Here is a 24,974-nt window from a genome sequence, read left to right as displayed (position 1 = left end):
GAAGGCCGCGCATCAAGGAAAACGGGGGGCTTCGGCCCCTTTTTGCCGCGTACCATCACGGGCACGGCACTCCAACACCTCCCAGATGGCCCCGCACACCCCTTCTGCACACGCACCGGCCCGCGCGCCCGCCCCCCACGAGCGCATCACCACCGAGGTGCTGGCCCAGGCCGGCCCGCTGCTGGAGCGCGTGGCCGACGCCGCACGCACCACATTGCAGCAGCGGCAAGACCAGGCCCGCACGCCGGGCGAGCACCAGGCGCTGCAGGGCGCGCGCCAGCAGCTCACGCATCTGACCCCCGTGATGCGCGATCGCTATCCCGATGCCTTGCGCCAGGCCATGGCGCAGACCGCTGCGCAGGCCGACGCCGCGCCCACGCGCTCGCTGTTCTCCATCCACTTCGACGAGCTGGAGCTGATGGACGAGAACCAGGTGAACGAAAGCGTGGAACGCGCCCGCGCCAAGCAGGTGCTGGTGACTGCAGTGGAAGGCCCGCTGGCCGACCTGGACGCGCTGGTGTGCGGCGCCCTGGGTCTGCCCCGCGTGCAGCCCGAGCACAACCCGCTGCGCCCGGACGTTTTTTTGCAGGCGCTGCAAACCGTGGTCTCACAGATGCAGCTGAGCCCACAGGTGCGCACCGATTGGATGGGCCCCATGGCCCAGGCCTTGGGTAACGAGCTGCGCGGCTTGTACCGCACGCAGATCGACCGCCTCAAGCAAGCCGGCGTGCAGCCCGTGGGCTATGCCATGCGCCAGGCCGACGGCAACCTGCTGTATGTGGCGCCTGCCGCAGGTGGCGCATCCCCCGGGTTTGCGGCGGACAACGACCTGGCCGAGGCCCGGAGCAGTGGCGACCCGCTGCTCACGCTCGACCGGCTTCGCCGCCTGCTGCTGGGCGAGTTCATGGCGCCACAGGTACCACCGGCGGCGCCCGCTGCCGGTGACGGTGCCGGGGCCCCGTCCCCAGAGGAAAGTTTTGCCGACCGCTTTGCACGCGAGTTTGACAACAACCCTGCACAGTTGCCCCAAATCGACGCCCCCGCCACCGACTTCGCCATGACCGTGCCCGCCGCCTTCGAAGCGCTGCAGGAGATGGACCAGGTCGGCCACATGATGCAGCGCCTTGGCAGCGGCGGCACAGAGGCGCTACGCCAGCCCCAGCAAAGCGCCGGCCTGGGCCAGGCCCTCAGCATGGAGGTGGTCGCGCTGATGGTGGACAACATCGCGCACGATCCGCGCCTGCTGTGGCCCGTGCAGCAGTTCATCCGCGCGCTGGAGCCGGCCCTCATGCAACTGGCCGTCGCCGACCCGCGTTTCTTCAGCCACAAGGACCACGCCGCACGCCGGTTGCTGCAAGACATCACTGACCGCAGCCTGGCTTTCAACAGCACTGAAGCACCCGGGTTCCAGAGCTTCATGCGCTCGCTCATGAACATTGCGGGCCCCCTGTCCACCGCCACCATCGACAGCGCGCACCACTTTGAAGAGGCGCTGAAACAGCTACACGCCAAGTGGGACGAGAAGGAGCAAGCCCGCAAGGCAGAACGCGCCCGCGCCATCGAAACCCTTCAGCACGCCGAACAACGCCACGCCCTGGCGGCCACGCTGTCGCGCGACCTGGCGCAGCGCCCCCACATCGACCGCGTGCCCGAGGAAGTCGCCCAGTTCCTCCTGGGCCCCTGGGCCCAGGTGCTGGCCGAAGCCCGTCTGACGAATCCCGACGACTCCCCCGACCCCGGCCTATACCACGCCCTGGTGGACCGCCTGATCTGGAGCGCTCAGCCCGAGCTGACACGCCAGAACACTGCAGAGCTGGCCCGCATGCTGCCCACCCTGCTGCCCCGCCTGCGCGAGGGCCTGGCCCTCATCGACTACCCCGCCACCCGCACCGACGCAGTTTTCGAGCTGCTGATGCAGCAGCACCAGGCTGCCTTTGCCAAACCTGCGGCAGGCACGGCCACACACGGACAGGACGCGACGACGGATGCGGGCGCCCCTGCGGCAGCCGCGCCACGCGCCCTGACGGAGCCCGCCGCGCTGGCAGACGACGAGCCCTGGCTGGCACCTGCCGAAGCCAAAGAGTCCGGCTACATGGACATCAGCGCAGCAGACGGGGAAAACCTGCCGGCTGTCCCGGAAGCCGACGCCGTTGCGGACCAGCACGCGGGCGACGCAGCCCCCCCACACCACCAGCCAGCCCCCGCCACCCCCTGCCCGCCGCTGGCCGTGGGCAACTGGGTCAACCTGCTGGTGTCCGGCCAGTGGGAACGCACGCAGCTTTCCTGGATCGGCAAGCACGGCACCCTCTTCCTCTTCACCAGCGCTGCGGGCCGCACCCAGTCCATGACCCAGCGCCTGCTGGACAGGCTGTACCAGCACGGCGCGCTGGAGGTGCTGACCGACCACCCCGTGGTGGACGTGGCGCTGGACGCGGTGGCAGAGCAGGCGATGCGCAACAGTGTGGAGAGCCGCCTGTGACGCGGAAACGCTTCTGAATTGATAGCTTCCCGCGCTTATTGGATAAGCGCTGGCAGCAATTTTGACCTGAAAATTCTTCGCAACCATCACTCGCAGCACACGGCCCACGGCCCGAGTACACCTACAGCTATTGCGCGGCAGGCAGCGTCAGCACTGCGCGCAGCCCGCCAAGTTCGGAGCGATCAAGCTCCAACCGCCCTCCATACATGGCCGCCAGGTCCTGGACGATGGCCAGGCCCAGGCCCGCACCCTGCACAGCCTCGTCCAGTCGCACACCACGTTCCAAGGCATGCTTGCGCTGCGCGGCATCGATGCCTGGCCCGTCGTCGTCTATGGCAATCACTACCTGCTGGGTCGTCCTATAGGTATCTCGCACCGGTTCCTCCGCCGTCAGCCTGACAGCGGACCGCGCCCATTTGCACGCGTTGTCCAAAAGGTTGCCCAGCATCTCATGCAAGTCCTGCACTTCACCCGCAAAGTAGATCGGCGCTTGGGGCAGCATAACGGCAATCGCCACACCACGCTCGACATACAGTTTGTTCAACACCCGCACCAGCCCGCCCACGACAGGTTCCACGATTGCGCGCTGTCCCGGAACCTGCACAGACGCTGCTATGCGCGACCGGGCGAGGTGCCAGTCGATGTGGCGTTTTGCCACGTCCACCTGGTCGCGCACGAGTGTTGCCAATGCTTCGCTGGCGTCGGACGTGGGAGTCCGCGCGGCGTTCTCCAAAACCGCAAGCGGTGTTTTCAGCGCATGGGCCAGATTGCCGGCCTGGGTGCGCGCACGCTCCACCACCTCGGCATTGCAGGTCAGCACGGCGTTGAAGTCGTTCACCAGCGGTTGCACCTCCGCAGGGAATGCCCCCTGCAACTGGGTGGTGCGAGCCTGCTGCACATCCTGCAAGCCCCGCTGCAGCGCCTGCAAGGGCTTCAGCCCCACCGCCACCTGCGCCCAGGCGGCGGGTGACAGCAGCGCCAACAGCACCAGCAGCGACACGCCCAGCACGCGCGTGAACTGCGCCGTGGCCGCCTGTGTAGCCTGAAGATCAGCCGCCACGATCAGGCGCCAGCGTGCCGCATTCACGCCCCCGGCACGCACGGTGCGCTCCAGCACCAGCAAGGGCGCGCCCTGGGGGCCTCTCACTTCGTGCACATGCACGGCGCCATCGGCCAGCGCATCCACCTGCAAAGCCAGACTGGTGTCCCACAACGAACGCGAGCGCAGCATTCCCACCCGGCTGCGCCCGTCGGCCGCCATGGCATCCACCTGCCAATACAGACCTGAATACGGTTTGAGCCAGCGCGGGTCTGACAGCGCCTGCGCGGCGACCAACGGCTGGCCCTGGGCATCAAACTCCAGCCGTGCCGTGACCTGGTCGAGCTGCTGCAACAGGCCGGCCTCAAACTGCCGCTGCACATGCTCCCGGAACAGCCCGCTCAGCACCAGCCCCGCCAGCACCACGGCCACAGCCACACCCGCCACCGTGACTGCCAGCAGAAGGAACCGCAGCGACAGCGACCCGCGCCAGGCCGCAGCAGGAACCGCGCCCCAGCTCATGGCGACACCAGCCGGTAGCCCATGCCGCGCACCGTTTCGATGCAGGTGCCGGGCAACCTCTTGCGCAGCCGCGCCACAAACACTTCGATGGTGTTGGAGTCGCGGTCAAAGTCCTGCGCATAGATCTGTTCGACCAGCTCTGCGCGCGACACCAGCACACCGGGGCGGTGCATGAAGTAGTTCAGCACTTTGTATTCGTGCGCAGTGAGCACCACGGGCTGGCCCGCATGGGTTACGCGGCTGCTGCGGGTGTCCAGCTGCAAGTCGCCGCACTGCAGCACGGCAGACGCCTGCCCGTTGGCGCGGCGGATCAGGGCCCGCAGTCGCGCGAGCAGTTCTTCCATGTGAAAGGGCTTGGTCAGGTAGTCGTCGGCACCCGCATCAATGCCTGCGACCTTCTCGTGCCAGTTGTCGCGCGCCGTGAGGATCAGCACCGGCATGTTGCGCCCTGGGCACGCCAGCGCTTGAGCACCGAGATCCCATCCACCACCGGCAGGCCCAGGTCCAGCACCACGGCATCCACCGCTTCGGCCTCGCCCAGAAACTGCGCGTCACGACCGTTGTCGGCCTCGTCCACGGTGTAGCCCGCATCGTGCAGCGCGGTGCGCAGCTGGGCGCGTAGCAGGGTGTCGCCCCAGCGGTACGCGCTGCACTTCGGCACGCAAAAGATCAACGTGCACGAAGTGGGCACCGTGGTGGACTCCAACGTGCGCCATGCCACGGCGGGGTCGGGCGACCTGTGTTTTCCCACCCGGACGCCACTCGAGGACGTGATCGCCCACCTGCAGGCCGAAGGCGTCCTCATTGTGCAAGGCCCGGTGGGCGCAACGGGCGCACGCCACCGCTTGCACTCGGTCTACATCTACGACCCGGATGAAAACCTAATCGAGATTGCCAACGAGGTGTGAGGCAGCAGGCGCGTGCAGCGGCGCAGCCTGGAGTCAGAACTCTGCGGAAATCGCCGCCCGCAGCAACGTGGAGGCGGGCTCCACCAGCTCCAGCAACTGCCCGGCCCGGTCCTGCTCAATGGCCTGCAGCACCATTTCGTTGATGCCCCCCACGACTGCCATCGCCATCGTGGGCTGCAGCGGCGTCTTGCGCAGGCGCTCGCCGGGGCGGTTGTTGACGACATCCAGCATCAGGTCGGCCAGTTGCTGGTTGGCGCGGCGCCGCGCCGCCAGGCCTGGTGCGCCCAGGCCCAGGATGTCGATGAACAGGGTACGCAGCAGCACCGGGTTGCGCGCCAGCACGCCAAAGTAGGCCGCCATGGCCTGCTCCACCTGGGCCTGCCAGTCGCTGTGCGGGTCGATGGCACCGCGCAGCACAGCAATGGCGTTGCCGCTGGCCACCTCGTACAGCGCAATCAGGCATTCAGCCTTGTCGGCAAAGTTTTCATAGAAGGTGCGGCGCGACACACTGGCCTCGCGCACGATGTCGGCAATCGTGGTGTCGGCATAGCCCTTGGCGGCCACGGCGCGGGCCATGCCTTCGAGCAGGCGGGCGCGGTGTTCATTGCCTGGGGTGGGGGTGTCGGCAGCGGCAGTCATGGCAAAAAAATCCTCGAAATCGGATTAGGTACTTGACAGTACCACAGTTGACCTGCATCATACAAACCATTCGGTACTGCAACGTACCAACCTTTCCCCTCCTGCCCCTGACGGAGATCGCCCATGACCGAACTTGTTGTCCGCCGTCTGCTGATTGACCTGGAAACGCCGTTTGCGCGCCAATGGTGCGGCGGTGACGCATTTCGCACGGCGCTGTTCAACGCGCTGTCGATGAGCTTCCCTGTGGGTGAGCAGTTCTTCATCGACGCTGTGCGTGACGGCCACAAGGCACTCCCACCCGACCTGCACGCACAGTTTGCCGACGAGGTGCGCGGCTTCATCGGACAAGAGGCCACACACCGCCGCATCCACGCGCTGTTCAACGGCCACCTCGAAAAACAGGGCCTCGTCAACGACTGGGCCCCGCGCGCCGCAGAGCGCATGAAGCTGTTTGCCGGGGCCGACCCGCGCCACCTGCTGGCCGTGACGGCCGCCAACGAGCACTTCACCGCCCTGCTGGCCGAATGGCTGCTGGCCCACCCCGAGGTGCTGCAGGGCGCCGAGCCCCGCCTGGCCACGATGTGGCAATGGCACTGCGCCGAAGAGGCCGAACACAAGAACACCGCGTTCGACCTGTACCAGGCGCTGGGTGGCAACCACGAATGGCGCATCACCTGGTTCCGCCGCATCACCTGGGTCTTCCTGGCCGATGTGCTGCGCCAGACGCTGAACAACCTGCGCCGTGACGGCACCTTGTGGAAGTGGAGCACCTGGGCCAGCGCCGCCCGCACCCTGTTCGGCAAAGGCGGCCTGGTGCGAGAGACCTACCAACCGTGGCGCCAATACCTGCGGCCCGACTTTCATCCCACCCAGCACGGCAGCGACCTTTCGGAATGCTGGCTGGCGGAACACAGCGATGCCTACACCCCGGTGGGGGCGCGCTGACCACGACAACCTGACACCATGAAAACCAACCTCACGCCCCGGCGCACCGGCCGGGCGGGCGGAGCTTTGCTCTGCCTGATCGCATCCGCCCCCCTGGCGTTCACCGCACTCACTGCCCTGCCCGCCCAAGCAGAGCCTCTCGCGTTTGACGTCGCCCTGCAGCAGCTGCAGCAGCGCTCGGACCAGCTGGCCGCATCGCGCAACGCGGTGGAAAGCGCCCAGCTGCGGCGCGACGCCGTGCAGCGCCTGGGCGGCCCGGTGGTCAACCTGAGCGGCGCGGCCTACGCCTACAACGCCAACCTGGACGTGGACCTGAACCCGCTGAACCGCGCCCTGCCCGGCGTGCTGTCGCAGTTGCCGCCCCAGCTCGCGGGGCCCATCGCGCAGATGCCGCACCTGCCGTCCAGCTACACGCTCAACCGCAACAAGAGCGATACCACGGCCTCGGTCTCGGCCGTCTGGCCGATCTACATAGGCGGCGCCAGCAGCGCCGCGCGCGGGCTGATGGACGCACAAACGCAAGAGGCCCAGGCCGATGCCGACAAGACCGGCCACGAAGCCACCACCCTGCTGGTGCAGCGCTACTTTGGCGCGCAGCTGGCCGAGCGCGCTGCAGTGCTGCGCGAAGCGGCCCTGGCCACCATCGAACAGCACGACGCCGCCGCGCAGAAGATGCTGGATGCCGGCGTGATCGCCCGCGTGGACCGGCTGCAGGCCCGCTCGGCCCTGGAAGACGCCCGCCGCAACGCCCGCAAGGCGCGCGACGATGCCGAGTTGGCCGCCACGGCACTCACCCGCACGCTCAAGGCCGCCGAGCCCGTCACGCCCACCAGCCCGCTCTTCGTGCTGAACGGGCCGGTGGAGCCCCTGCCGCACTTCATCGACACCGCACTGGCGCGGCACCCGGGCCTGGCCAAGGTGTCTGCCAAAAAGGAGCAGGCCACGCAGCTGCACGCGGCACAGGAAGCGCTGCGCAAGCCTCAGGTGTTCGCCTTCGGCCAGCGCCAGCTCAAGACCGGCCGCGACGCCGACTGGGTGGCCGGTGTGGGGGTGCGCTGGACGCTGTGGGATTCCATCGACCGTAACGCCCTGGCCGAATCCTCCATCCGGCAGATCGAGCAGGCCGAGCGCACCGGCGCGCAGGCGCAAAACGACATTGCCCTGCTGGTGGAGCGCCGCTGGCTCGCGCTGGAGCAGGCGCGCCGCGCCTACCTGGCACTGCAGCCCGGCCTGGAGGTTGCGGACGAAGTGCTACGCCTGCGCACTGCGGGCCTGAAGGCCGGCACCAGCACCACGCTCGATTTGATCGACGCGCAGGTGAACCAGGCCAAGGCTCAGACCGAACGCGCCCAGGCCGCGCACGACTACGTGAAGGCCTTGGCCGAGCTGCTGGAGGCCTGCGGCCTGTCGGAAGACTTTGGCAAGTACATGGCGCGCGCCGATGCAATGAAAGTGGAGTGAACACGATGAGCAAGAACAACAACAGCAAGAAAGCCGCAACAGTGGCCACCGTGGCCTTTGTGGCCGTGGCGGGCTTCGTCGGCTTTGGCCTTTGGAAGGCGTCTCAACCCGCGCCTGAACTCTTCCAGGGCCAGATCGAGGCGCAAGAAGCCGACATCGCCCCCAAGGTCACCGCCCGCATCGCGCAGATCCTGGTGAAGGAAGGCGACCAGATCGCCGTGGGCGCACCGCTGATCCGCATGGACAGCCCCGAGGTCACCGCAAAGCTGGCCCAGGCCACGGCGGCGCAAGAGGCTGCCCAGGCCGTGGCCGACAAGGCCCAGCACGGCGCCCGCCCGCAAGAGGTGGAGATGGCCCGCCTGAACTGGCAGCGCGCCGTGGCCGCCGCCGACCTGGCCGAAACCTCGTTCAAGCGCGTGGACGGCCTGGCGCGCGACGGCCTGGTGGCCACGCAAAAACGCGACGAGGCCGAGGCCAACTTCAAGGCATCGCGCGACCAGGCGCTGGCTGCCAAGGCGCAGTACGACCTGGCCCGGTCCGGCGCGCGCCGCGAAGACCGCGCGGCCGCCAGTGCCCAGGCGCGCCAGGTGGCCGGTGTGGTGGCCGAGGTGCAGGCCGCCCAGGCCGAGACGGAACTGAAAAGCCCCGTCGCTGGTGAAGTGGCCAAGGTGCTGGCCCGCACGGGCGAGCTGTCGCCCCAGGGCGTGGCCGTGGTCACGGTGGTGGACCTGAAGGACCAGTGGGTGGTGCTGAACGTGCGCGAAGACCGGCTGCAGCGCTTTGGGATCGGCAGCGAGTTCGAAGCCACCTTGCCCGCGCTGGGCAACAAGGCGGTGAAGTTCAAGGTCTACCACCTGGCCCCGCTGCCCGACTTTGCGACGTGGCGGGCCACGCGTGCGGGCCAAGGCTTTGATGCCCGGACCTTTGAAGTGCGTGCGCGTCCGGCAGCCCCTATCGACGGCGCTCGCCCCGGCATGACCGTCTTGGTCAACTGAAGTTTGAATGAAAAGTGCCTCCAGCGCTTTTCTGATAAGCGCCAGCAGCTATGAATTCAATAGTGAACAGCTTTCGCCGCGAGGCCCGCCGCCTGGCGGCCGACCCCTGGGACCTGGCCATGGTCACCTGGGTGCCGCTCTTGGGCGTCGCACTGCTGTGGTGGATCTTCTCCGCCGGCCTGCCGCGCCACCTGGCTGTGGGCGTGGTGGATGAAGACCACTCCAGCCTCTCGCGCCAGCTGGTACGCATGCTGGACGCCACACCGGGCGTCCAAGTTACGCAGCATTTCAGCAATGCGGCAGAGGCCGAACGCGCGCTGCGGGCTGTGGACGTGTATGCCGTTGTCAGCATCCCGCGCGACTTTGCGCGCACCGTCAAAGAGGGCCGCGCCGCACAGGTCACGCTGCTGCACAACGCGCAGATGGGCACGCATTCGGGCCTGCTGCAGCGCGATGTGCGCGCGGCGGTGGGCACGCTGTCGGCGGGCATCGAGATGGCTGCGCGCAATAAGCGGGGCGAAAACGCGCGCACCGTGCGCGTCAGCATGGAGCCCATCCACACGCAGATGGTGGCGCTGTTCAATGTGTCCAGCAACTACGAGCAGTTTCTGGGCGCGGCGCTCATCCCCGCGCTGCTGCACATTCTGGCCATGACAGCCGGTGCCTGGACGGTGGGGCGCGAACTGCGTGATCGCACGCTGGACGAGTGGCTCGGCGCGACTCGTCTTGCGTCCACTGCAGGCGCCTTGCTGGGCAAGCTGGCCCTGCCCTGGGCCACGCTCACCCTCACGGGCTTGCTGGCGCTGGTGGGCATCACCTGGGGCCGGGGTTGGCATCCGCCGGGCCACCTGGCGTGGGTGGCGGGCGCGCTGGCGCTGCTGATGGCGGTGTCGCTGACCGCAGGGGCTGCACTGGCTGCCCTCACGCGCTCATTGCGCACGGCGCTGTCTGGCGCGGGATTTTTTGCGGCACCCGCATTCGCGTTCAGCGGCGTGGCGTTTCCGCTGGCCGGCATGCCCGCCAGCGCCCGCGCCTGGGCCGATGCCATGCCGTTCACGCACTACATCCGCCTGCAGATCGAGCAGCTGCAGATGGGGGCGCCGGTGGCCACGAGCGTGTCCACCATGGTGGCGCTGATCGTTGCCACCGCCGTGCTGTGGCTGCTGGGCGCCACAGCGCTGACCGTTGCGCACAAACGTCCCGACACCTGGGGAGGCCGCTGATGAACACCGCGACGACACCGAAGCCAGCGGTGACGCCCCGGCCGCAGGGCCTGCTGGGAGCCTGGCTCCAAGCGCTGGCCACCGTGGTGCGCGACAAGGGCGTGCTGCTGCTGTTGATCGGCGCCCCCGTGCTCTATGGGTTCTTCTATCCCTGGTTCTATGCCGACGAGGTGCTGACCCGCGTGCCCGTTGCCGTAGTGGACATGGACCGCACCAGCCTGTCGCGCCAGATCACGCGATTTGCCGACGCCGACCCGCGCATCGCAGTGCGCATGGTGACCGGCAGCGAGCGCAAGGCGCAGGAAGCCCTGTGGCGCGGCGAGATCGAAGGCTACGCGGTGATCCCTGCCGGGCTCAAACGCAACGTGGTGCGCGGCGAAAACGCCGTCGTCAGCATCGAGGCCAACGGGGCCTATGCCCTGCTCAACAAGGCCGTGCAGTTCGGATTTGCCGAGGCTGTCGGCACCGTGTCTGCCGGTGTGGAGATCAAGAAGCTGCAGGCCAGCGGCCAGAGCGCGCAGCAGGCCCGCGCCAGCCGCGCCCCCGTGCAGCTGCAAACCGTGGCGCTGTTCAACCCCACCGAGGGCTACGGCAGCTTTGTGGTGCCCGCCGTGGCGCTGCTCATCCTGCAGCAGACGCTGCTGATGGGCGCAGCCCTGCTGGTTGGCACCTGGGTAGAAAGCGGGCAGCATCGCGCCAATGTCACCACTTGGCTGGGCCGCTTGCTGGCGTTGTGCGCCCTCGGCTGGGCCAGTGGCTTGTTCTATTTCGGCTGGATCTTTGTGCTGCACGACTACCCCCGCGGCGGCAACCCGCTGGGCGCACTGGCGCTGCTGGCGTGCTACATACCGGCCATCGCTTCGCTGGGTGCGTTGCTGGGGCTGTGGTTTGGCAATCGGGAGCGGGCTTTGCAGGTGCTGCTGTGGACCACGTTACCCATCGCGTTCGTCGCAGGTTTCTCGTGGCCGGTAGAGGCGTTGCCCGAGCCACTGCAGTGGCTGCGCTGGCTGCTGCCCAGCACCTCGGGCGTGCAGGCATCGCTGCGGCTGAACCAGCTGGGAGCGCCACTGTCTGCCGCCCTGCCCTACCTGTGTGCGCTGGTGGCGATGTGCGCGGTGTGGACCGCCGCACTGCTATACGCCGCGCGGAAAACCTCGGGCGGTCTGACACCAGAGCTACAAAAACAGTAGCTATCAGCGCTGACCCAGCAAGCGCCAGTGCCGTATTTGGCTTGAATTCATCCCACTACAACGCACCACGGCGCTCGGCCAAATGCTTCAGGCGGACAAGCGGCTGCGCGTGCGTTGCGCCACATCTTTCACCCAGGGCTGCGCAGCCCAGTGGCGCTGGGCAAACGCCTTGATCTCATCGGCATACGACAGCGATGCCCCGATCACGTCCAGCCCCTGCAAAAACATGCGCTGGTGCCGGTCTGACAGCACAAACTGCGCGCTGTGCCCGGCGCTGCACACCATGCGCTGCTGCACGTCGATGGTGAGCGCCAGCGGGCCCGACCGTTGCGCGGCCTCGGCCATGAAGGCCTGCACGTCGGCCTCGGGCACCATGGCCAGCAGCAGGCGGTTGTTGAGCGCGTTGGAGTAAAAAATCTCGCCAAAACTCGACGCCACCACCGCCTTGAAGCCGTATTGCTGCATGCCCCACACCGCGTGCTCGCGACTGGAGCCACAGCCGTAGTTGGAGCCGGCAATCAGCACATCCACCCCTTGGTAGGCCGGCTGGTTGAGCACAAAGTCCGGTCGCGGCTGGCCTGCACCGTCAAAGCGCAGGTCGTACAGCAGGCCCGGTGCCAGGCCCGACTTGTCGATGCCGCGCAGAAACTGCTTGGGCATGATCTGGTCGGTGTCGAGGTTGGGCGTGGGCAGCACGGCAGCCCGGCCGTGCAAGACGCTGGTATCGGCAGTTTTTGGTTCGTTGGTCATGCAGCGGTCTCCAGGCTTCGGACGTCGGTGATGCAGCCGGTGACAGCGGCAGCCGCCGCCATGGCCGGGCTCATCAGGTGCGTGATCGCTCCTCTGCCCTGGCGGCCTTCGAAATTGCGGTTGGTGGTGGAGGCACAGCGCTGCCCGGGGGCGAGCACGTCGTCGTTCATGGCCAGGCACATGGAGCAGCCGGGCTGGCGCCATTCAAAGCCAGCGGCCACCAGGCGCGTGGCGATGCCCTCGGCTTCGGCCTGGGCCTTCACGGCGCCCGAGCCGGGCACGACCATGGCGCGCACGCCGTGGGCCACGCGGCGGCTGCCGACGACGCGGTCCACCTCGCGCAGATCTTCAATGCGGGCGTTGGTGCAAGAGCCGATGAACACATGCTGCACCGGCACGCCCGCGAGCGGCTGCCCGGCAGCCAGTGCGGTGTAGCGCAGGGCCTGTTCGGCGCTGCTGCGCAGCACCACGTCGGTGATGTCCTGCGGCCTGGGCACGGTGGCGCTGATCGCCATGGCCTGGTCGGGGCTGGTGCCCCAGGTGACGAAGGGGGCCACCTCGGCCGCGTTGAACACGTGCTCCACATCGAACGCGGCGCCTTCGTCGCTGTGCAGCGTGGCCCAGTGGGCCAGCGCCTGGGTGCGGACCTCTCCAATAATGTCGGGAGCCTTGGCCAGCACGTAGTCGATGGCGGTGGCGTCGGGCGCGATCAGTGCGCCGCGCGCACCCGCTTCCACCGCCATGTTGCACAGCGTGAAGCGCGCCTCCACCGACAAGGCACTGATGGCGCTGCCGCAGAACTCGACCACGTACCCGCGCGCGCCCTGCGCGCCGATGCGGCTGATGATGAGAAGGACCAGGTCCTTGGCCGTGGTGCCGGGGGGCAGCGTGCCATCGACGCGGATGCGCATGTCCAGGGCGCGGCGGTAGACCAGGGTCTGCGTGGCCAGCACATGCTCCACCTCGGACGTGCCGATGCCAAAGCCTAAAGCGCCCAGCGCGCCATACGTGGTGGTGTGGCTGTCGCCGCAAATGATGACCATGCCCGGGCGCACCATGCCGTGCTCGGGCGCGACCACGTGTTCGATGCCCTGCAGCGGGTCGTTGGTGTCGAACAGCGGGATCCGGTGGCGGTCGCAGTTGGCCTTGAGGTTGCTGGCCTGCAGGGCCGAGGGCGGGTCCTGGATGGTGCGCCAGCGCACGGGGTGCGTGGGGATGATGTGGCTCACCACCGCCACGTTCTGCCCCGGCACGGGCACACCGCGCCCGGCCTCGTGCAGGCCGGCGAAGGCCTGGGGGCTGGTGTATTCGTTCATCAGGTGCAGGTCGCAGAACAGCAGCACGTTCTGTTCGTCCAGAACGGCGACGGTGTGCGATGCGACCAGCTTCTGGTAGAGCGTGGTGGGGTTGGTCATGGTCATCGTGGTGGATGTTTGGTGTGCCGCTTTACTGGGCAGCAAGAAGGAATGGCAGTGCTGCGCCCAGCAGTGCATCGGGCGCCTCTTCGGCGATGTAGTGGCCGCAGGGCAAGGCATGGCCGCGCACGTCGGTCGCCACGCGCTGCCACTCCGCCAGCGGCTTGAAGCACTGGTGCACCACGCCCTGCTCGCCCCACAGCGCCAGCAGCGGCACGGCCAGCTGGCGGCCTGCATCGCGGTCGGCGCGGTCGTGTTCCAGGTCGATGCTGGCGGCGGCGCGGTAGTCCTCGCAGATGCCATGGGCCGTGCCGGGCAAGGCCAGGCAGCGCACGTATTCGGACAGCGCCCGCGGGTCGAACGGCGCAAGGCCTGCGCTGCGCCGCCCCATCACGTCGCGCACGTAGGCAGCGGGGTCGGCCTCGATCAGGCGCTCGGGCAGCGGCGCGGGCTGGATCAGGAAGAACCAGTGCCAATAGGCCCTCGCAAATGGATCGCTGGCCTGCTCATACATGGCCAGCGTGGGCGCGATGTCCAGCAGCACCATGCGCTGCACCGCATCCAGGTGGTCGGCCGCCAGGCGGTGCGCCACGCGCGCACCACGGTCATGGGCCAGAACGGCAAAGCGCGGGTGGCCCAGGTGCTGCATCACGGCCAGCATGTCGGCGGCCATGGTGCGCTTGCTGTAGAGCAGGTGCTGTGCGTCGCCCTCCGGTTTCGCCGAGTCGCCATATCCGCGCAAATCCGCCAGCACCAGCGTGAAGTGCTGCGCCAGCGTGGGCGCCACCTTGTGCCAGATGGCCGAGGTCTGCGGGTGCCCGTGCAGCAGCAGCAACGCGGGGCCGGTGCCGCCGACCAGCGCGTGGATGTACTGGCCGTCGGGCGTGGGCACGCGGTGGGTGGCATAGCCCGGGAAAAGCGGAGTGGTGGTCATGGATGTCGTTGCGAGAAGGTTGCGAAGCCGGCGGACTCACTCCGCAGTGATGCCCCGCTCCTGGATGAGTTTGGCCCACTGCGGCATCTCTGCCTCCAGCCGCGCACGGGCCTGCTCGGGGGTGGACGGGATCGGGTCGAACCCGTCCTTGGCCATGCGCTCCTTGAGCGCGGGGGTGTTCAAGGCCTGGTTCAGCGTGGCGTTGAGCTTGTCGATGATGGGCTTGGGCGTGCCAGCCGGCGCGAACACGATGAACCAGGTTTCAAAAGCGTAGCCTGGCAAGCCCGCCTCGGCAATGGTGGGCACATCGGGCATCAGCGCCGAGCGCTTTGTGCCGGTAACGCCCAAGGCGCGCAGCTTGCCGGCCTGCACGTGCGGCTGCGCGGCCGACAGCACCGGAAAGCTCAGCGCCACCTGGCCCGACATGGTGTCGATCATGGCCGGGCCGCCACCGCGGTAGGGAATGTGCACGATGGGCGTGCCCGCCACGGCCTTGAACAGCTCGGCCGACATGTGAAACGTGCTGCCCGCACCGGCCGAGCCGTACGAGTATTGCCCCGGCTTGGCCTTGAGCAGTGCGATCAGCTCCCTGACGTTCTTGGCCGGCAAGGCGTTGTTGACCACCAGCACATGCTGCGAGCTGGCGACCATGCCGATGGGCGCCAGATCCTTCAAGGTGTCGTACGGCATCTTGGATGTGAGGCTGGGGTTGATGGCCAGCGACACGGTCTGCAGGCCAATGGTGTAGCCGTCGGGCTGTGCCTTGGCGACCATGTCCACACCGATGTTGCCGCCCGCACCGCCCTTGTTTTCGATGAACAAAGAGCCGCCGAGCGCCTTGGCCCACTCGTCAGTGATGAGCCGCGCCGCGATGTCGGCGCTACCGCCAGGCGCGTAAGGCACCACCAGCTTCACCGCCTTGGCGGGGTAGGCCTGGGCCAGGGCGGCGGTGGTCGTGCACAGGACCAGTGCTGCAGTGGCTGCCACGCGCCGCGCAAGGGTGGGCCAACGAAGGGATGGGGTCATGGTGGTTTGTCTCCTGCCAGGTTGTTGTGGTGTGTGCGGGCATCTTATGAGTGCACCCGGCAAACATAAAGTCATTCAAAATCACTTCATTCATAAACCAAGAACACGAATAACCTGATGGACGGCTTCTCAGACCTGCGCTTTTTTGCCCTGCTGATCAAAGAAGGCAGCCTGGCTGCGGCAGCGCAGCAGATGGGCATCACCCCGCCTGCGGCAAGCCGCCGACTGGCGCAGCTGGAGCACCGGCTGGGCGTGCGGCTTTTGCACCGCACCACGCGCCGCATGGCGCTGACGCCGGAGGGCGAGACCTATCTGCTGGACGGCGCGCGCATCCTGTCGGACCTGGACGCCCTGGAACGCACTGTGGCAGGGGCGCGGAGCGTCCCGCGCGGCCTCATCAAGCTGGCGGCCACGCTGGGCTTCGGGCGCGTTCGCATCGCGCCCGCGCTGTCGGCCTTTGCGCGCGCCTATCCAGAGGTCGAGGTGCAACTGCACCTGACAGACCGGCCCGTCAATCTGGTGGAGCAAGGCTTTGACGCCGCCGTGCGGTTTGGGGACCTGCCCGATTCGCGCCTGACCGCGCGGCGCCTGCTGGCCAACCGCAGGTTGCTGTGTGCGTCACCCGCCTACCTGGCCCAGGCCGAAGAACCCCAACAGCCTGCCGACCTGCTGGCACACCAGTGCATCGTGATTCGCGAAAGCGATGAGACCTATGGCACCTGGCACCTGCACCAGGGCGGCCGGCAAGAGACCGTGAAGGTGCGCGGCCTGCTCAGCACCAACGATGGCGCTGCCGCCACCACCTGGGCGCTGGCGGGCCATGGGGTGCTGATGCGGTCCGAGTGGGATGTGGCAGACCACTTGGCCGCAGGCCGCCTGGTGCGCGTGCTGCCGGCGTGGTCGCTGCCTGCGGCGGATGTGACGCTGGTCTACCCCAGCAAGAGCGACCTGTCTGCGAAGACCCGCGCGCTGGCGGACTTTCTGCAGGCGTGGTTTGCACGACAAGATTGAGGCACATCCGCCCGCGCCATGCGCACCCTGCACACCACACGCCAACAACGCAATGCTTTCATTTGATAGCTAATTGCGCTTGCTGGATAAGCGCCAGAGCCCGATTTGATTCAAAAACTCCACCCACCACTTGGAGGTGGCTCCCCCGGCAGCGCATACCGCCTCACCGACAGCCCCTGCCAGCGCGCGCCTACAGCCGCGGCGAAAGCCAGCTTCTAGAGTCAGGCCAGCGGTTTGAAAAAGAAAACGCACCGACCTGAGGAGAAGCCCATGCGCACCACACTGCCCACCCTGTCTGCCCGCCCCGCGCCGTTTCGTGCCAGCACGCACCGTCGCCGCTCACCATGGGCCTGGGCGGCTGCGGTGGGAGCCCTGGTGGCGGTGTTGGCACTGACCGCATGCTCTACGCCGCGTGTGCCAGACGGCATCCGCGCAGTCACGGGTTTTGACGTGGACCGCTATACGGGCCACTGGCACGAAGTGGCCCGCATTGAGAACCGCTTTGAACGCGGCCTGACGCGCGCCACCGCCACCTACACCCGCAACGACGACGGCACCATCAAGGTGGTGAACCGCGGCTACGACCCGGCGCGCCGCGAGTGGAAAGAGGCCGAGGGTACGGCGCGCTTTGTGGACAGCCCGGACCGCGCCGCGCTCAAGGTGTCTTTCTTCGGGCCGTTTTACGGCGGCTACAACGTGGTGGCGCTGGACGAGAATTACCAATGGGCCATGGTGGTCGGCTCCAGCCGCGACTATCTGTGGATCCTGTCCCGCACGCCCACCCTGCCCTGGCATGTGCGCGACCACCTGCTGGAACGCGCACAGGCGCTGGGCGTGGACGTGAGCAAGATCGTGTTTGCAGCGCCGCCCGTCGAACAGCACGCGCGGCAGGCGGTGCGTACGTGACAAGCCCTACGTGACAAGCCTTTCACTATCTATTTGATAGCTGTCAGCGCTTTATCATCAAGCGCTAGCAGCCATTTTGGCTTAAATTTTCAGCACCCCCCGCTGCTCAAGCCACCTCCGGCACCGTGGCCGCAGCCACCAGCCGCTGGGTATACGGGTGCTGCGGCGATTCGAGCACCTGGACCACGCTGCCGCTTTCCAGCACGGCGCCATCCTTCATCACCAGCACGTCGTGCGCCATGGCGCGGATCACGTCCACGTCGTGGGTGATCAGCAGGTAGCTCAGGCCCTTCTCTTTTTGCAGCCGCTGCAGCAGGCCCAGCACCTGCTGCTGGATGGTGACGTCGAGCGCACTGGTGGGCTCGTCCAGCACCAGCACCTGAGGCTGCACGATGAGGGCCCGCGCAATGGCCAGGCGCTGGCGCTGGCCGCCGGAGAATTCGTGTGGATAGCGTGCGAGCAGGCGCGGAAACTGCGCTTCTGTCAGGCCCACTTCGGCCAGGATGGCTTCCACGCGGCTGCGGCGCTCCGCCACGCTCAGGGCGGGCTCGTGCACCTTCAGGCCCTCGCCCACGATCTCCTCCACGGTGAGGCGCGGCGACAGGGACGAGAACGGGTCCTGGAACACCACCTGCACCCGGAGGCGCAGTTGCTGATTGGCCGGCGTGTTGCGCATGGCCGGCTGCTGCCAGGCCTGCCCGCCGACCTGCAGCGCGCCCGTGCTGGGCAGCAGGCCCAGGATGGCCTGCGCCAGCGTGGATTTGCCCGAGCCCGATTCGCCCACCACGCCCAGCGTTTGCCCCGGCAGCAGCTGCAGGGTGGCGCCCTGCACGGCCACGAATTCGCCCTTCTTGAACCAGCCGCGCACTCCGGGCAGCGGCGTGGGGTACACCACGCGCAGGTTGTCCGACGCCACCACGGGCGGCGTACCTGCGGGCGGCGCGGCCTCCAGTACATCGCGGCGCGGCTGGCTGGCGATCAAGCGGCGGGTGTAGGCATGCTGCGGGGCGCCAAACACCTCGGCCACCGGTCCTTGCTCCACCAGCACGCCCTGCTCCATCACGGCCACACGGTCGGCAAAGCGGCGCACCAGATTCAAGTCGTGCGTGATGAGCAGCACGGCCATGCCGGTCTGGCGCTGCAGGTCGCTGAGCAAATCCAGAATCTGCCCGCGCAGTGTCACGTCAAGCGCGGTGGTGGGCTCGTCGGCCAGCAGCAGCTTGGGGGCGCTGGCCAGGGCCATGGCAATCATCGCGCGCTGGCGCTGGCCGCCCGAGAGCTGGTGCGGAAAGCTGCCCGCGCGCCGCGCGGGCTCGGGGATGCCGGTTTGCGCGAGCAGCTCAATGGCGGCCTGCGCGCACTGCGCGCCCGTGAGGCCGCGCTTGAGCTGCAGAATCTCGGCAATCTGCGCGCCCACGGTCATCAGCGGGTTGAGCGCGGTCATGGGCTCCTGGAACACCATGGCGATGTCGTCGCCGCGCACGCCGCGCATTTCGCGTTCCGTCAGCGCCAGCAGGTCGCCCCGCCCCTGTAGCACGGCCTGGCCGGTGATGGCCGCATCGCCCACCAGGCGCAGCAGGCTCAAGGCGGTGATGGTTTTGCCGGAGCCGGACTCGCCCACCAGCGCGAGCTTTTCGCCGGCGGCAATGTCAAAGCTCACACCGCGCACCACCTCTTTGGTGCCAAAGCGGACGTGCAGGTCGTGCACTTGGAGCAAAGGGGAATTCATGGCCGTGGAAGTTGGGGTCACAGGTCGGCCTTTCTGGGGTCCAGCGCATCGCGCAACGCGTCGCCCATGAAGGTCAGCAAGAGCAAAGTCGTGACCAACACCGCAAAGGTGGAGAGCGATATCCACCACGCATCAATGCTGTTCTTGCCCTGGCTCAGCAGCTCGCCCAGCGACGGTGTGCCGGGCGGCACGCCCAGGCCGAGAAAGTCGAGTGAGGTGAGCGCCAGGATGGCCGCACTCATGCGAAACGGCAAGAAGGTGACCACGGGCGTGAGGCTGTTGGGCAGGATGTGGCGCCAGATGATCTGCCAGTTGCCCACGCCCAGCGCGCGGGCGGCCTTCACGTAGTCGAGCTGTCGGTTGCGCAGAAACTCGGCGCGCACGTAGTCGGAGAGGCCCATCCAGCCAAACAGTGATAGCAAGATCAGCAGCAGCGCAATGCTGGGCGCAAACACCGCGCTGAAGATGATGAGCAAATACAGCTCGGGCATGGAGCCCCAGATCTCGATGAAGCGCTGAAAAGCCAGGTCAGTGCGCCCGCCGAAGAACCCTTGGATGGCGCCGGTGACCACCCCCAGCAGCACGCCCGTCACCGTGAGGGCCAGCCCGAACAGCACGCTCACCCGAAAGCCGTAGAGCAGCTGCGCAAGCAAATCGCGCCCCCGGTCGTCCGTGCCCAGCCAGTTGTCGCGGGTGGGCCCGGAGGGGTTGGGGGCCTTGGCAAAGTAGTTCAGCGTGTTGGGGCCGTAGGGGTTGAGCGTGTACAGCGCCCAGTTGCTGCCGCCCGAGAGCTGCTCTTTGATGAACGGGTCCAGGTAATCGGTGGGGGTCTCGAAGTCGCCGCCGAAGGTTTTTTCGGGGTAGTCCTTGAGCATGGGGAAGTAGGTCTGCCCCTCGTAGCGCACGACGAGCGGCTTGTCATTGCTGACCAGCTCGGCGCACAGGCTGACGAGCACCAGCGCGCAGAAGATCAGCAGGCTCCAGTAACCCAGCCGGTTGCGCTTGAAGCGCAGCCAGGCGCGGCGGGAGGGGGAGAGGGAGGCGGGCGTGGCGCCCGGGGGTGCGGAAGGTGTGGTGGAGCCCATGGCTTGCGGTTTATCCGGCATCGCGCTGCAAGATGGCCTTGCTGTATTGCAAGAATTCGTCCAGGTGTTTCTCGATGATGGCCACCGTGATGGGCAGCTGCAGGCTCTGATAGTCGTGCACCGCAATGTTGCGAAAGCCCACCATGCGCTGCAGCCCGGCGGCCAGGTCACGGTCGATACGCCCCGCTTGCTGCAGCAGGGCAAACACGTCGCGTGCACTTTGCGGCACGCCCAGCCGGTCACGGCGGATCAGGTGCTGGCCCATGTCCAGAGCAGCCTCGCAGGCGCGCTGGATGTTGAGGATGGCAGCGTCCTGGCGGCTGAAGTTGGTGGCAAAGGTGTCGGGGTCGATGAAATATTCTTCGCGCGCCCGCATCACGCAGCGCTCGATGGTGGCGGCCTTGTTGATCAGCACGTCATCCGCCATACACGCTCCCCCGCGCTTGCACGTCGGCCAGCAGGCCCGCACGCGCCGTGTCCAACGCCGTCTTTTCACTCAAGATCGCACTCTCCCAAAGGGCCGCCTGCCCGTCCCCTGCCCACCAGCGCTCGCCCTGCGCCAACACCTGGTACTGCATGACGGTGGATGCGGCGCGCAAGTCCAGCAGGTCCACGGGGCAGCCCGCCACGTCGGCCAGCTCACCGGCGAGTTCCCACAGCAGCGTCACGTCGGCGTAGCCCGCCACCAGGACAGCCATATCCAGGTCGCTCTCAGGCCCCGCTGTGCCCTGCACGCGGCTGCCAAAGCCGTACACCGCCAGCGCACCGGGCAGGCGCTGCAACAGCGTTTGGGTCAAGCGGTCCTTGACTTCTGGGCTGATCGTGGTGGTGTTCATGCGCAGCACCGTTCAATCAAACTTCACTTCAATCAAACTTCACGCGCGGGTCCACCCACACGTAGCACAGGTCGCTGATGAGCTTGGTTACCAGCCCGATCAGCGTGAACAGGTACAGCGTGCCCAGCACCACCGGGTAGTCCCGGCGGATCACGCTTTCATAGCTGAGCAGGCCCAAACCGTCGAGGGAGAACAGCGTCTCGATGAGCAGCGAACCTGCAAAAAATGCGCCGATGAACGCGGCCGGGAAGCCGGTGACGATGGGGATGAGCGCGTTGCGGAACACGTGCTTCCACAGCACCTGCCGTTCGCTCAAGCCCTTGGCGCGGGCCGTGAGCACGTATTGCTTGCGAATTTCTTCCAGAAACGCGTTCTTGGTGAGCATGGCCGTCACGGCAAAGCTGCCCAGCACCATGGCCGTGACGGGCAGCGTGATATGCCAGAGGTAATCCACGATGCGCGCGCCCCAGCTCAGTTCGTCCCAGTTGGCGGACGTGAGGCCGCGCAGCGGAAACCATTGCAGCTGGCCGCCAAAAATCACCAGCAGCGCCACACCCAGCACAAAGCCCGGAATGGCATAGCCCACCAGGACGATGAGCGTGGTGATCAAATCAAACCGCGAGCCGGCGCGCACCGCCTTGGCCACGCCCAGGGGCACGGCCACCAAGTAGCTGATGAAAAAGGTCCAGAGGCCGAGGCTGATGGAGACGGGCAGCTTTTCCTTCACCAGCGTCCACACATCCTTGTTCTGGAAAAAGCTCTTGCCAAGGTCGAAGCGCGCGAACTGCGCCAGCATCTGGAAGAAGCGCTCGTTCGCGGGCTTGTCGAAGCCGTACAGGGCCTTGATCTGCTCCAGCCGCTTGGGGTCCACACCTTGGGCGCCGCGGTAGCTCAGGCCCCCGCCCTCGGCACCGCCGCCGCCGACGCCGGCCTTGGCCTCGGCCATGTACTGTTCCACGGGGCCGCCGGGCACGAACTGCACCACCACGAAGGTCAGCAGCAGCACGCCCAGAAGGGTGGGCACCATGAGCAGGACGCGTTTGAGGATGTAGGCGAACATGGCGGGCGGTAGCTGGCGGCGTGTTGTGGCTGTGCTTTACTTCTTGTCGGGCGCGGTCTGCGGGGGGATGCGGGCCCACCAGGTGTCGATCACCCAGCCCTCGCCGCTCGAATACGGCGGCACCACCTCAGGCCGGGCCAGCCGCCATGCGTTGTAGGCCATGCGGTGGGTGCCGGCCGTCCATTGCGGGATCAGGTAGTGGCTGTGGGCAATGATGCGCTCCAGCGCATGGCAGGCGGGCAGCAGCTGGGCTTCGGTCTTGGCGGAGGTCATGGCCCTGACCATGGCGTCTACCGCGGGGTTCTTCACGCCCGCGAGATTGCCCGAATCCTCCACGTCAGCCGCCTCGCTGCCAAAGATGTCGGCAAACTCCTGGCCCGGGTTGTGGGTGCCTTGGTATGCCAGCGAGGTGATGTCGAAGTCAAACTTCTGCAGGCGCTGCTGGTACAGCGCAAAGTCCACCGAGCGAAAGCGCAGCGTGATGCCGATCTTTTCGAGGTTGCGCATCCACGGCGTGATGGTGCGCACGCCGCCTTCGTTGCTGTCCATGTACTCCAGCACAAAGGCTTCGCCCTTGGCGTTGCGCAACGCGCCATCCCGCACTTCCCATCCAGCATCCTTGAGCAGCGCCTGCGCGCGGCGCAGGTTGGCGCGCAGGGACGAATCACCGTCGGTGCGCGGCGGCACCGTCATGGGGCCGAAGGCGGCAGGCGGGATGTGCTTGCGCCAGGGCTCCATCAGCGCCAGCTCTTCAGGTGATGGCGTGCCCTTGGTCTCGCAAGCGGTGTTGCCAAACAGACCGTTGACCCGCTGGTAGGCGCCGTAGAACAGCTGGCGGTTCATCCATTCGTAGTCCATGGCCAGGCCCAGCGCCTCGCGCACGCGGGCGTCCTGCAGCAGCGGGCGGCGGGTGTTGAGCACATAGCTCTGGAAGCCCGAAGGCAACTTGTGCTGGAACTCGCCCTTCACCAGCTCGCCGCTGTCGAACTTCTTACCCGTGACGCGGCGGGCCCAGTCGCCTGCGCTGAAAAAACGCATCAGGTCGAACTCGCCGGCCTTGAGCGCCTCCAGGCGGGCGGTGCTGTCCTTGTAAATCTTGACCAGCACCCGGTCGAAGTTGGCCGTGCCCTTGCGCACGTTGAGGTCGCGCGCCCAATAGTCAGGATCGCGCACGTACGTGATGTCCTTGCCGAAGCGCACCGGTCCAATCTTGTACGGCCCGCTGCCGATGGGGACGTCCATCACCACCTGGTCGAACGGCTTGGCCTTGCCGTTTTCCACACCCCAGTCGCGGCTGAAGACCGGCAGCCCACCTACGGTCAATGGCAGTTCGCGGTTGGGCTGCTTGAAGCGGTAGCGCACGGTGCGTTCGTTGACCACATCCACACCCGCTACCTCGATCAGCAAGGTCTTGTACGCGGGTGATGTAAACGGCCCCACCAGCGTATCGTAGCTGTGCTTCACATCCTGCGCCAGCACGGGCTTGCCGTTGTGAAAGCGCGCCTCGGGGCGCAGCTTGAAGGTGGCCGACAGGCCGTCTGCAGACACCTCCACATCTTCGGCCAGCAGGCCGTAGCCGGTGGCGGTCTCGTCCATGGAGCCCACCAGCAGCGAGTCGAACATCAGGGACGACAGGTAGGCCGGCGCGTTGCCCTTGATGGTGAACGGGTTGTACTTGTCGAAGGTGGAAACGCGCAGGTTGCTGACCAGGCGCAGCTCGCCGCCCTTGGGCGCGTTGGCGTTCACGTAGTCGAAGTGCGCAAAACCGGCGGGGTAGCGCGGCTCGCCCCACAGCGCATACGCGTGGGCGGCCCAGGCGGGCGCCGCACATCCCATCATCAGAAAAGTCAGCCAAAACCGCATGCGACAATTCTGCACTACGTCGCAGGCGCTGCTGCCCCGGCCCGGGGGATTTCCCCGCAAGCCGCCGGGGCGCCACCGCCATCGCCATATTTCCCGCATTCCACAGGAGAACAACAATGGGTTTCCTCGCCGGTAAAAAGCTGCTCATCACGGGCGTGCTGTCAAACCGCTCCATCGCCTACGGCATCGCCAAGGCCTGCCACGACCAAGGGGCCGAGCTGGCCTTCAGCTACGTGGGCGAGCGCTTCAAGGACCGCATCACCGACTTTGCGGCCGAGTTCAACTCCAAGCTGGTGTTTGACTGCGATGTGGCGAATGACGAGCAGATCGAGCGCATGTTTGCCGACCTGTCCGCCACCTGGCCCAAGTTCGACGGCTTTGTGCACAGCATCGGCTTTGCGCCCCGCGAGGCGATTGCAGGCAACTTCCTCGACGGCCTGTCGCGCGAAAACTTCCGCATTGCGCATGACATCAGCGCGTACAGCTTTCCGGCCATGGCCAAGGCGGCCCTGCCCTACCTCAAAGACAAGTCGTCGCTGCTGACGCTGAGCTACCTGGGCGCGCTGCGTTCCATCCCCAACTACAACACCATGGGCCTGGCCAAGGCCAGCCTGGAGGCATCGGTGCGCTATCTGGCCGAAGCCGTGGGCCGCACCGAGGACGGCCGCAGCATCCGCGCCAACGGCATCAGTGCCGGCCCCATCAAGACGCTGGCCGCCAGCGGCATCAAGGACTTCGGCAAGCTGCTCTCGCGCGTGGCCGACGCCTCGCCCCTGCGCCGCAACGTGACCATCGAGGACGTGGGCAACGTGGCGGCGTTCCTGCTGTCCGACCTGGCTAGCGGCATGACGGCCGAGATCACCTATGTGGACGGCGGCTTCAGCCAGACGGCGGGCCTGTCGGCTGACCAAGTCTAATCGATACTTCTCAGCATCAAAATGGGCTCTAGCGCTTATCC

22 protein-coding genes and 1 pseudogene are annotated in these 24,974 nt (G+C 67.0%); 10 read left to right on the top strand and 13 right to left on the bottom strand.

Going from position 1 to position 24,974, the window contains the following annotated elements; all coding sequences use genetic code 11:
• Window positions 1-85: 85 nt before the first annotated feature.
• Window positions 86-2,479, top strand: coding sequence for a DUF1631 family protein (locus tag ACK4HJ_RS14625; RefSeq protein WP_409832859.1), 2,394 nt, complete (start codon window positions 86-88; stop codon window positions 2,477-2,479).
• A 127-nt stretch (window positions 2,480-2,606) separates the two neighbouring features.
• Here the strand turns inward: ACK4HJ_RS14625 and ACK4HJ_RS14620 are convergent, their stop codons facing one another.
• Together ACK4HJ_RS14620 and ACK4HJ_RS14615 are read right to left on the bottom strand one after the other, a co-directional pair.
• On the bottom strand, window positions 2,607-4,040 hold the full coding sequence (locus ACK4HJ_RS14620; RefSeq protein WP_409832856.1) for a sensor histidine kinase: 1,434 nt from the start codon (window positions 4,038-4,040) through the stop codon (window positions 2,607-2,609).
• Window positions 4,037-4,701 (bottom strand): annotated as a pseudogene (locus ACK4HJ_RS14615) (response regulator transcription factor). The gene ACK4HJ_RS14620 and the pseudogene ACK4HJ_RS14615 overlap by 4 nt, the downstream one beginning before the upstream one ends.
• A 13-nt stretch (window positions 4,702-4,714) precedes the next feature.
• Here ACK4HJ_RS14615 and ACK4HJ_RS14610 point away from each other — a divergent pair.
• Window positions 4,715-4,948 (top strand): hypothetical protein, encoded by a 234-nt coding sequence (locus ACK4HJ_RS14610; RefSeq protein WP_409832855.1) that lies wholly within the window; start codon window positions 4,715-4,717, stop codon window positions 4,946-4,948.
• Window positions 4,949-4,981: 33 nt separating this feature from the next.
• Here ACK4HJ_RS14610 and ACK4HJ_RS14605 read toward each other — a convergent pair whose 3' ends face one another.
• Window positions 4,982-5,587: a TetR/AcrR family transcriptional regulator gene (locus tag ACK4HJ_RS14605; RefSeq protein ID WP_409832852.1), complete on the bottom strand. Its 606-nt coding sequence runs from the start codon at window positions 5,585-5,587 to the stop codon at window positions 4,982-4,984.
• 123 nt (window positions 5,588-5,710) lie between these two features.
• On the opposite strand from ACK4HJ_RS14605, the gene ACK4HJ_RS14600 reads away from it, so the two are divergent.
• Genes ACK4HJ_RS14600 through ACK4HJ_RS14580 form a run of 5 tightly spaced genes read left to right on the top strand, consistent with a single transcriptional unit; the run spans window position 5,711 to window position 11,401 of the window.
• Complete coding sequence (locus ACK4HJ_RS14600) at window positions 5,711-6,532, top strand: metal-dependent hydrolase (protein ID WP_409832849.1); 822 nt, start codon at window positions 5,711-5,713, stop codon at window positions 6,530-6,532.
• Between the two features lie 18 nt (window positions 6,533-6,550).
• On the top strand, window positions 6,551-7,993 hold the full coding sequence (locus ACK4HJ_RS14595) for a TolC family protein (protein WP_409832847.1): 1,443 nt from the start codon (window positions 6,551-6,553) through the stop codon (window positions 7,991-7,993).
• Window positions 7,994-7,998: 5 nt separating this feature from the next.
• Window positions 7,999-8,988: an HlyD family secretion protein gene (locus ACK4HJ_RS14590; protein ID WP_409832846.1), complete on the top strand. Its 990-nt coding sequence runs from the start codon at window positions 7,999-8,001 to the stop codon at window positions 8,986-8,988.
• 50 nt (window positions 8,989-9,038) lie between these two features.
• Window positions 9,039-10,211: an ABC transporter permease gene (locus ACK4HJ_RS14585; RefSeq protein ID WP_409832843.1), complete on the top strand. Its 1,173-nt coding sequence runs from the start codon at window positions 9,039-9,041 to the stop codon at window positions 10,209-10,211.
• Window positions 10,211-11,401, top strand: coding sequence for an ABC transporter permease (locus tag ACK4HJ_RS14580; RefSeq protein ID WP_409832840.1), 1,191 nt, complete (start codon window positions 10,211-10,213; stop codon window positions 11,399-11,401). The genes ACK4HJ_RS14585 and ACK4HJ_RS14580 overlap by 1 nt, the downstream gene beginning before the upstream one ends.
• Window positions 11,402-11,488: 87 nt before the next feature.
• Here ACK4HJ_RS14580 and leuD read toward each other — a convergent pair whose 3' ends face one another.
• From leuD to ACK4HJ_RS14560, 4 genes are read right to left on the bottom strand one after another with little or no spacing between them, the layout of a single operon-like run.
• Window positions 11,489-12,151 (bottom strand): 3-isopropylmalate dehydratase small subunit, encoded by a 663-nt coding sequence (leuD, locus tag ACK4HJ_RS14575; protein ID WP_409832837.1) that lies wholly within the window; start codon window positions 12,149-12,151, stop codon window positions 11,489-11,491.
• The gene (leuC, locus tag ACK4HJ_RS14570) at window positions 12,148-13,566 is read right to left on the bottom strand and encodes a 3-isopropylmalate dehydratase large subunit (RefSeq protein ID WP_409832996.1); all 1,419 of its coding nucleotides are present in this window, start codon (window positions 13,564-13,566) and stop codon (window positions 12,148-12,150) included. Before leuC ends, leuD begins: the two co-directional genes overlap by 4 nt.
• 31 nt (window positions 13,567-13,597) lie before the next feature.
• A complete protein-coding gene (locus tag ACK4HJ_RS14565) occupies window positions 13,598-14,500 on the bottom strand; it encodes an alpha/beta fold hydrolase (RefSeq protein ID WP_409832834.1) in 903 nt (300 codons plus the stop codon).
• A gap of 36 nt (window positions 14,501-14,536) precedes the next feature.
• Window positions 14,537-15,526 carry a tripartite tricarboxylate transporter substrate binding protein gene (locus ACK4HJ_RS14560; RefSeq protein WP_409832832.1) on the bottom strand — a complete coding sequence of 330 codons (990 nt, stop codon included), beginning with the start codon at window positions 15,524-15,526 and terminating at the stop codon, window positions 14,537-14,539.
• Window positions 15,527-15,643: 117 nt separating this feature from the next.
• Between ACK4HJ_RS14560 and ACK4HJ_RS14555 the strand changes: the two genes are divergently transcribed.
• Window positions 15,644-16,537 carry a LysR family transcriptional regulator gene (locus ACK4HJ_RS14555; protein WP_409832829.1) on the top strand — a complete coding sequence of 298 codons (894 nt, stop codon included), beginning with the start codon at window positions 15,644-15,646 and terminating at the stop codon, window positions 16,535-16,537.
• A gap of 270 nt (window positions 16,538-16,807) precedes the next feature.
• A complete protein-coding gene (locus tag ACK4HJ_RS14550) occupies window positions 16,808-17,443 on the top strand; it encodes a lipocalin family protein (protein WP_409832826.1) in 636 nt (211 codons plus the stop codon).
• A 106-nt stretch (window positions 17,444-17,549) separates the two neighbouring features.
• Here ACK4HJ_RS14550 and ACK4HJ_RS14545 read toward each other — a convergent pair whose 3' ends face one another.
• The 6 genes from ACK4HJ_RS14545 to ACK4HJ_RS14520 are packed head-to-tail and all read right to left on the bottom strand — an operon-like array spanning window position 17,550 to window position 24,016.
• A complete protein-coding gene (locus ACK4HJ_RS14545; protein WP_409832825.1) occupies window positions 17,550-19,172 on the bottom strand; it encodes an ABC transporter ATP-binding protein in 1,623 nt (540 codons plus the stop codon).
• A 17-nt stretch (window positions 19,173-19,189) separates the two neighbouring features.
• Complete coding sequence (locus ACK4HJ_RS14540; protein ID WP_409832822.1) at window positions 19,190-20,257, bottom strand: ABC transporter permease; 1,068 nt, start codon at window positions 20,255-20,257, stop codon at window positions 19,190-19,192.
• A 10-nt stretch (window positions 20,258-20,267) separates the two neighbouring features.
• On the bottom strand, window positions 20,268-20,684 hold the full coding sequence (gene hepT / locus ACK4HJ_RS14535; RefSeq protein WP_409832819.1) for a type VII toxin-antitoxin system HepT family RNase toxin: 417 nt from the start codon (window positions 20,682-20,684) through the stop codon (window positions 20,268-20,270).
• The gene (gene mntA / locus ACK4HJ_RS14530; RefSeq protein WP_409832816.1) at window positions 20,674-21,093 is read right to left on the bottom strand and encodes a type VII toxin-antitoxin system MntA family adenylyltransferase antitoxin; all 420 of its coding nucleotides are present in this window, start codon (window positions 21,091-21,093) and stop codon (window positions 20,674-20,676) included. The genes hepT and mntA overlap by 11 nt, the downstream gene beginning before the upstream one ends.
• Before the next feature lie 28 nt (window positions 21,094-21,121).
• On the bottom strand, window positions 21,122-22,153 hold the full coding sequence (locus tag ACK4HJ_RS14525; RefSeq protein WP_409832814.1) for a microcin C ABC transporter permease YejB: 1,032 nt from the start codon (window positions 22,151-22,153) through the stop codon (window positions 21,122-21,124).
• Between the two features lie 36 nt (window positions 22,154-22,189).
• Complete coding sequence (locus ACK4HJ_RS14520) at window positions 22,190-24,016, bottom strand: extracellular solute-binding protein (protein WP_409832811.1); 1,827 nt, start codon at window positions 24,014-24,016, stop codon at window positions 22,190-22,192.
• Window positions 24,017-24,132: 116 nt separating this feature from the next.
• Here ACK4HJ_RS14520 and fabI point away from each other — a divergent pair, with 116 nt between their 5' ends.
• Window positions 24,133-24,933 (top strand): enoyl-ACP reductase FabI, encoded by an 801-nt coding sequence (gene fabI / locus ACK4HJ_RS14515; protein WP_409832808.1) that lies wholly within the window; start codon window positions 24,133-24,135, stop codon window positions 24,931-24,933.
• The last annotated feature ends 41 nt before the right edge of the window (window positions 24,934-24,974 follow it).

Origin of the sequence: Acidovorax sp. (genome assembly GCF_046294525.1) — a bacterium.
In the GTDB taxonomy this organism is placed as follows: Bacteria; Pseudomonadota; Gammaproteobacteria; order Burkholderiales; family Burkholderiaceae_C; genus Acidovorax.
Note: the sequence above shows the minus strand (reverse complement) of the source record. Positions and strands in the feature narration are given on the sequence as shown.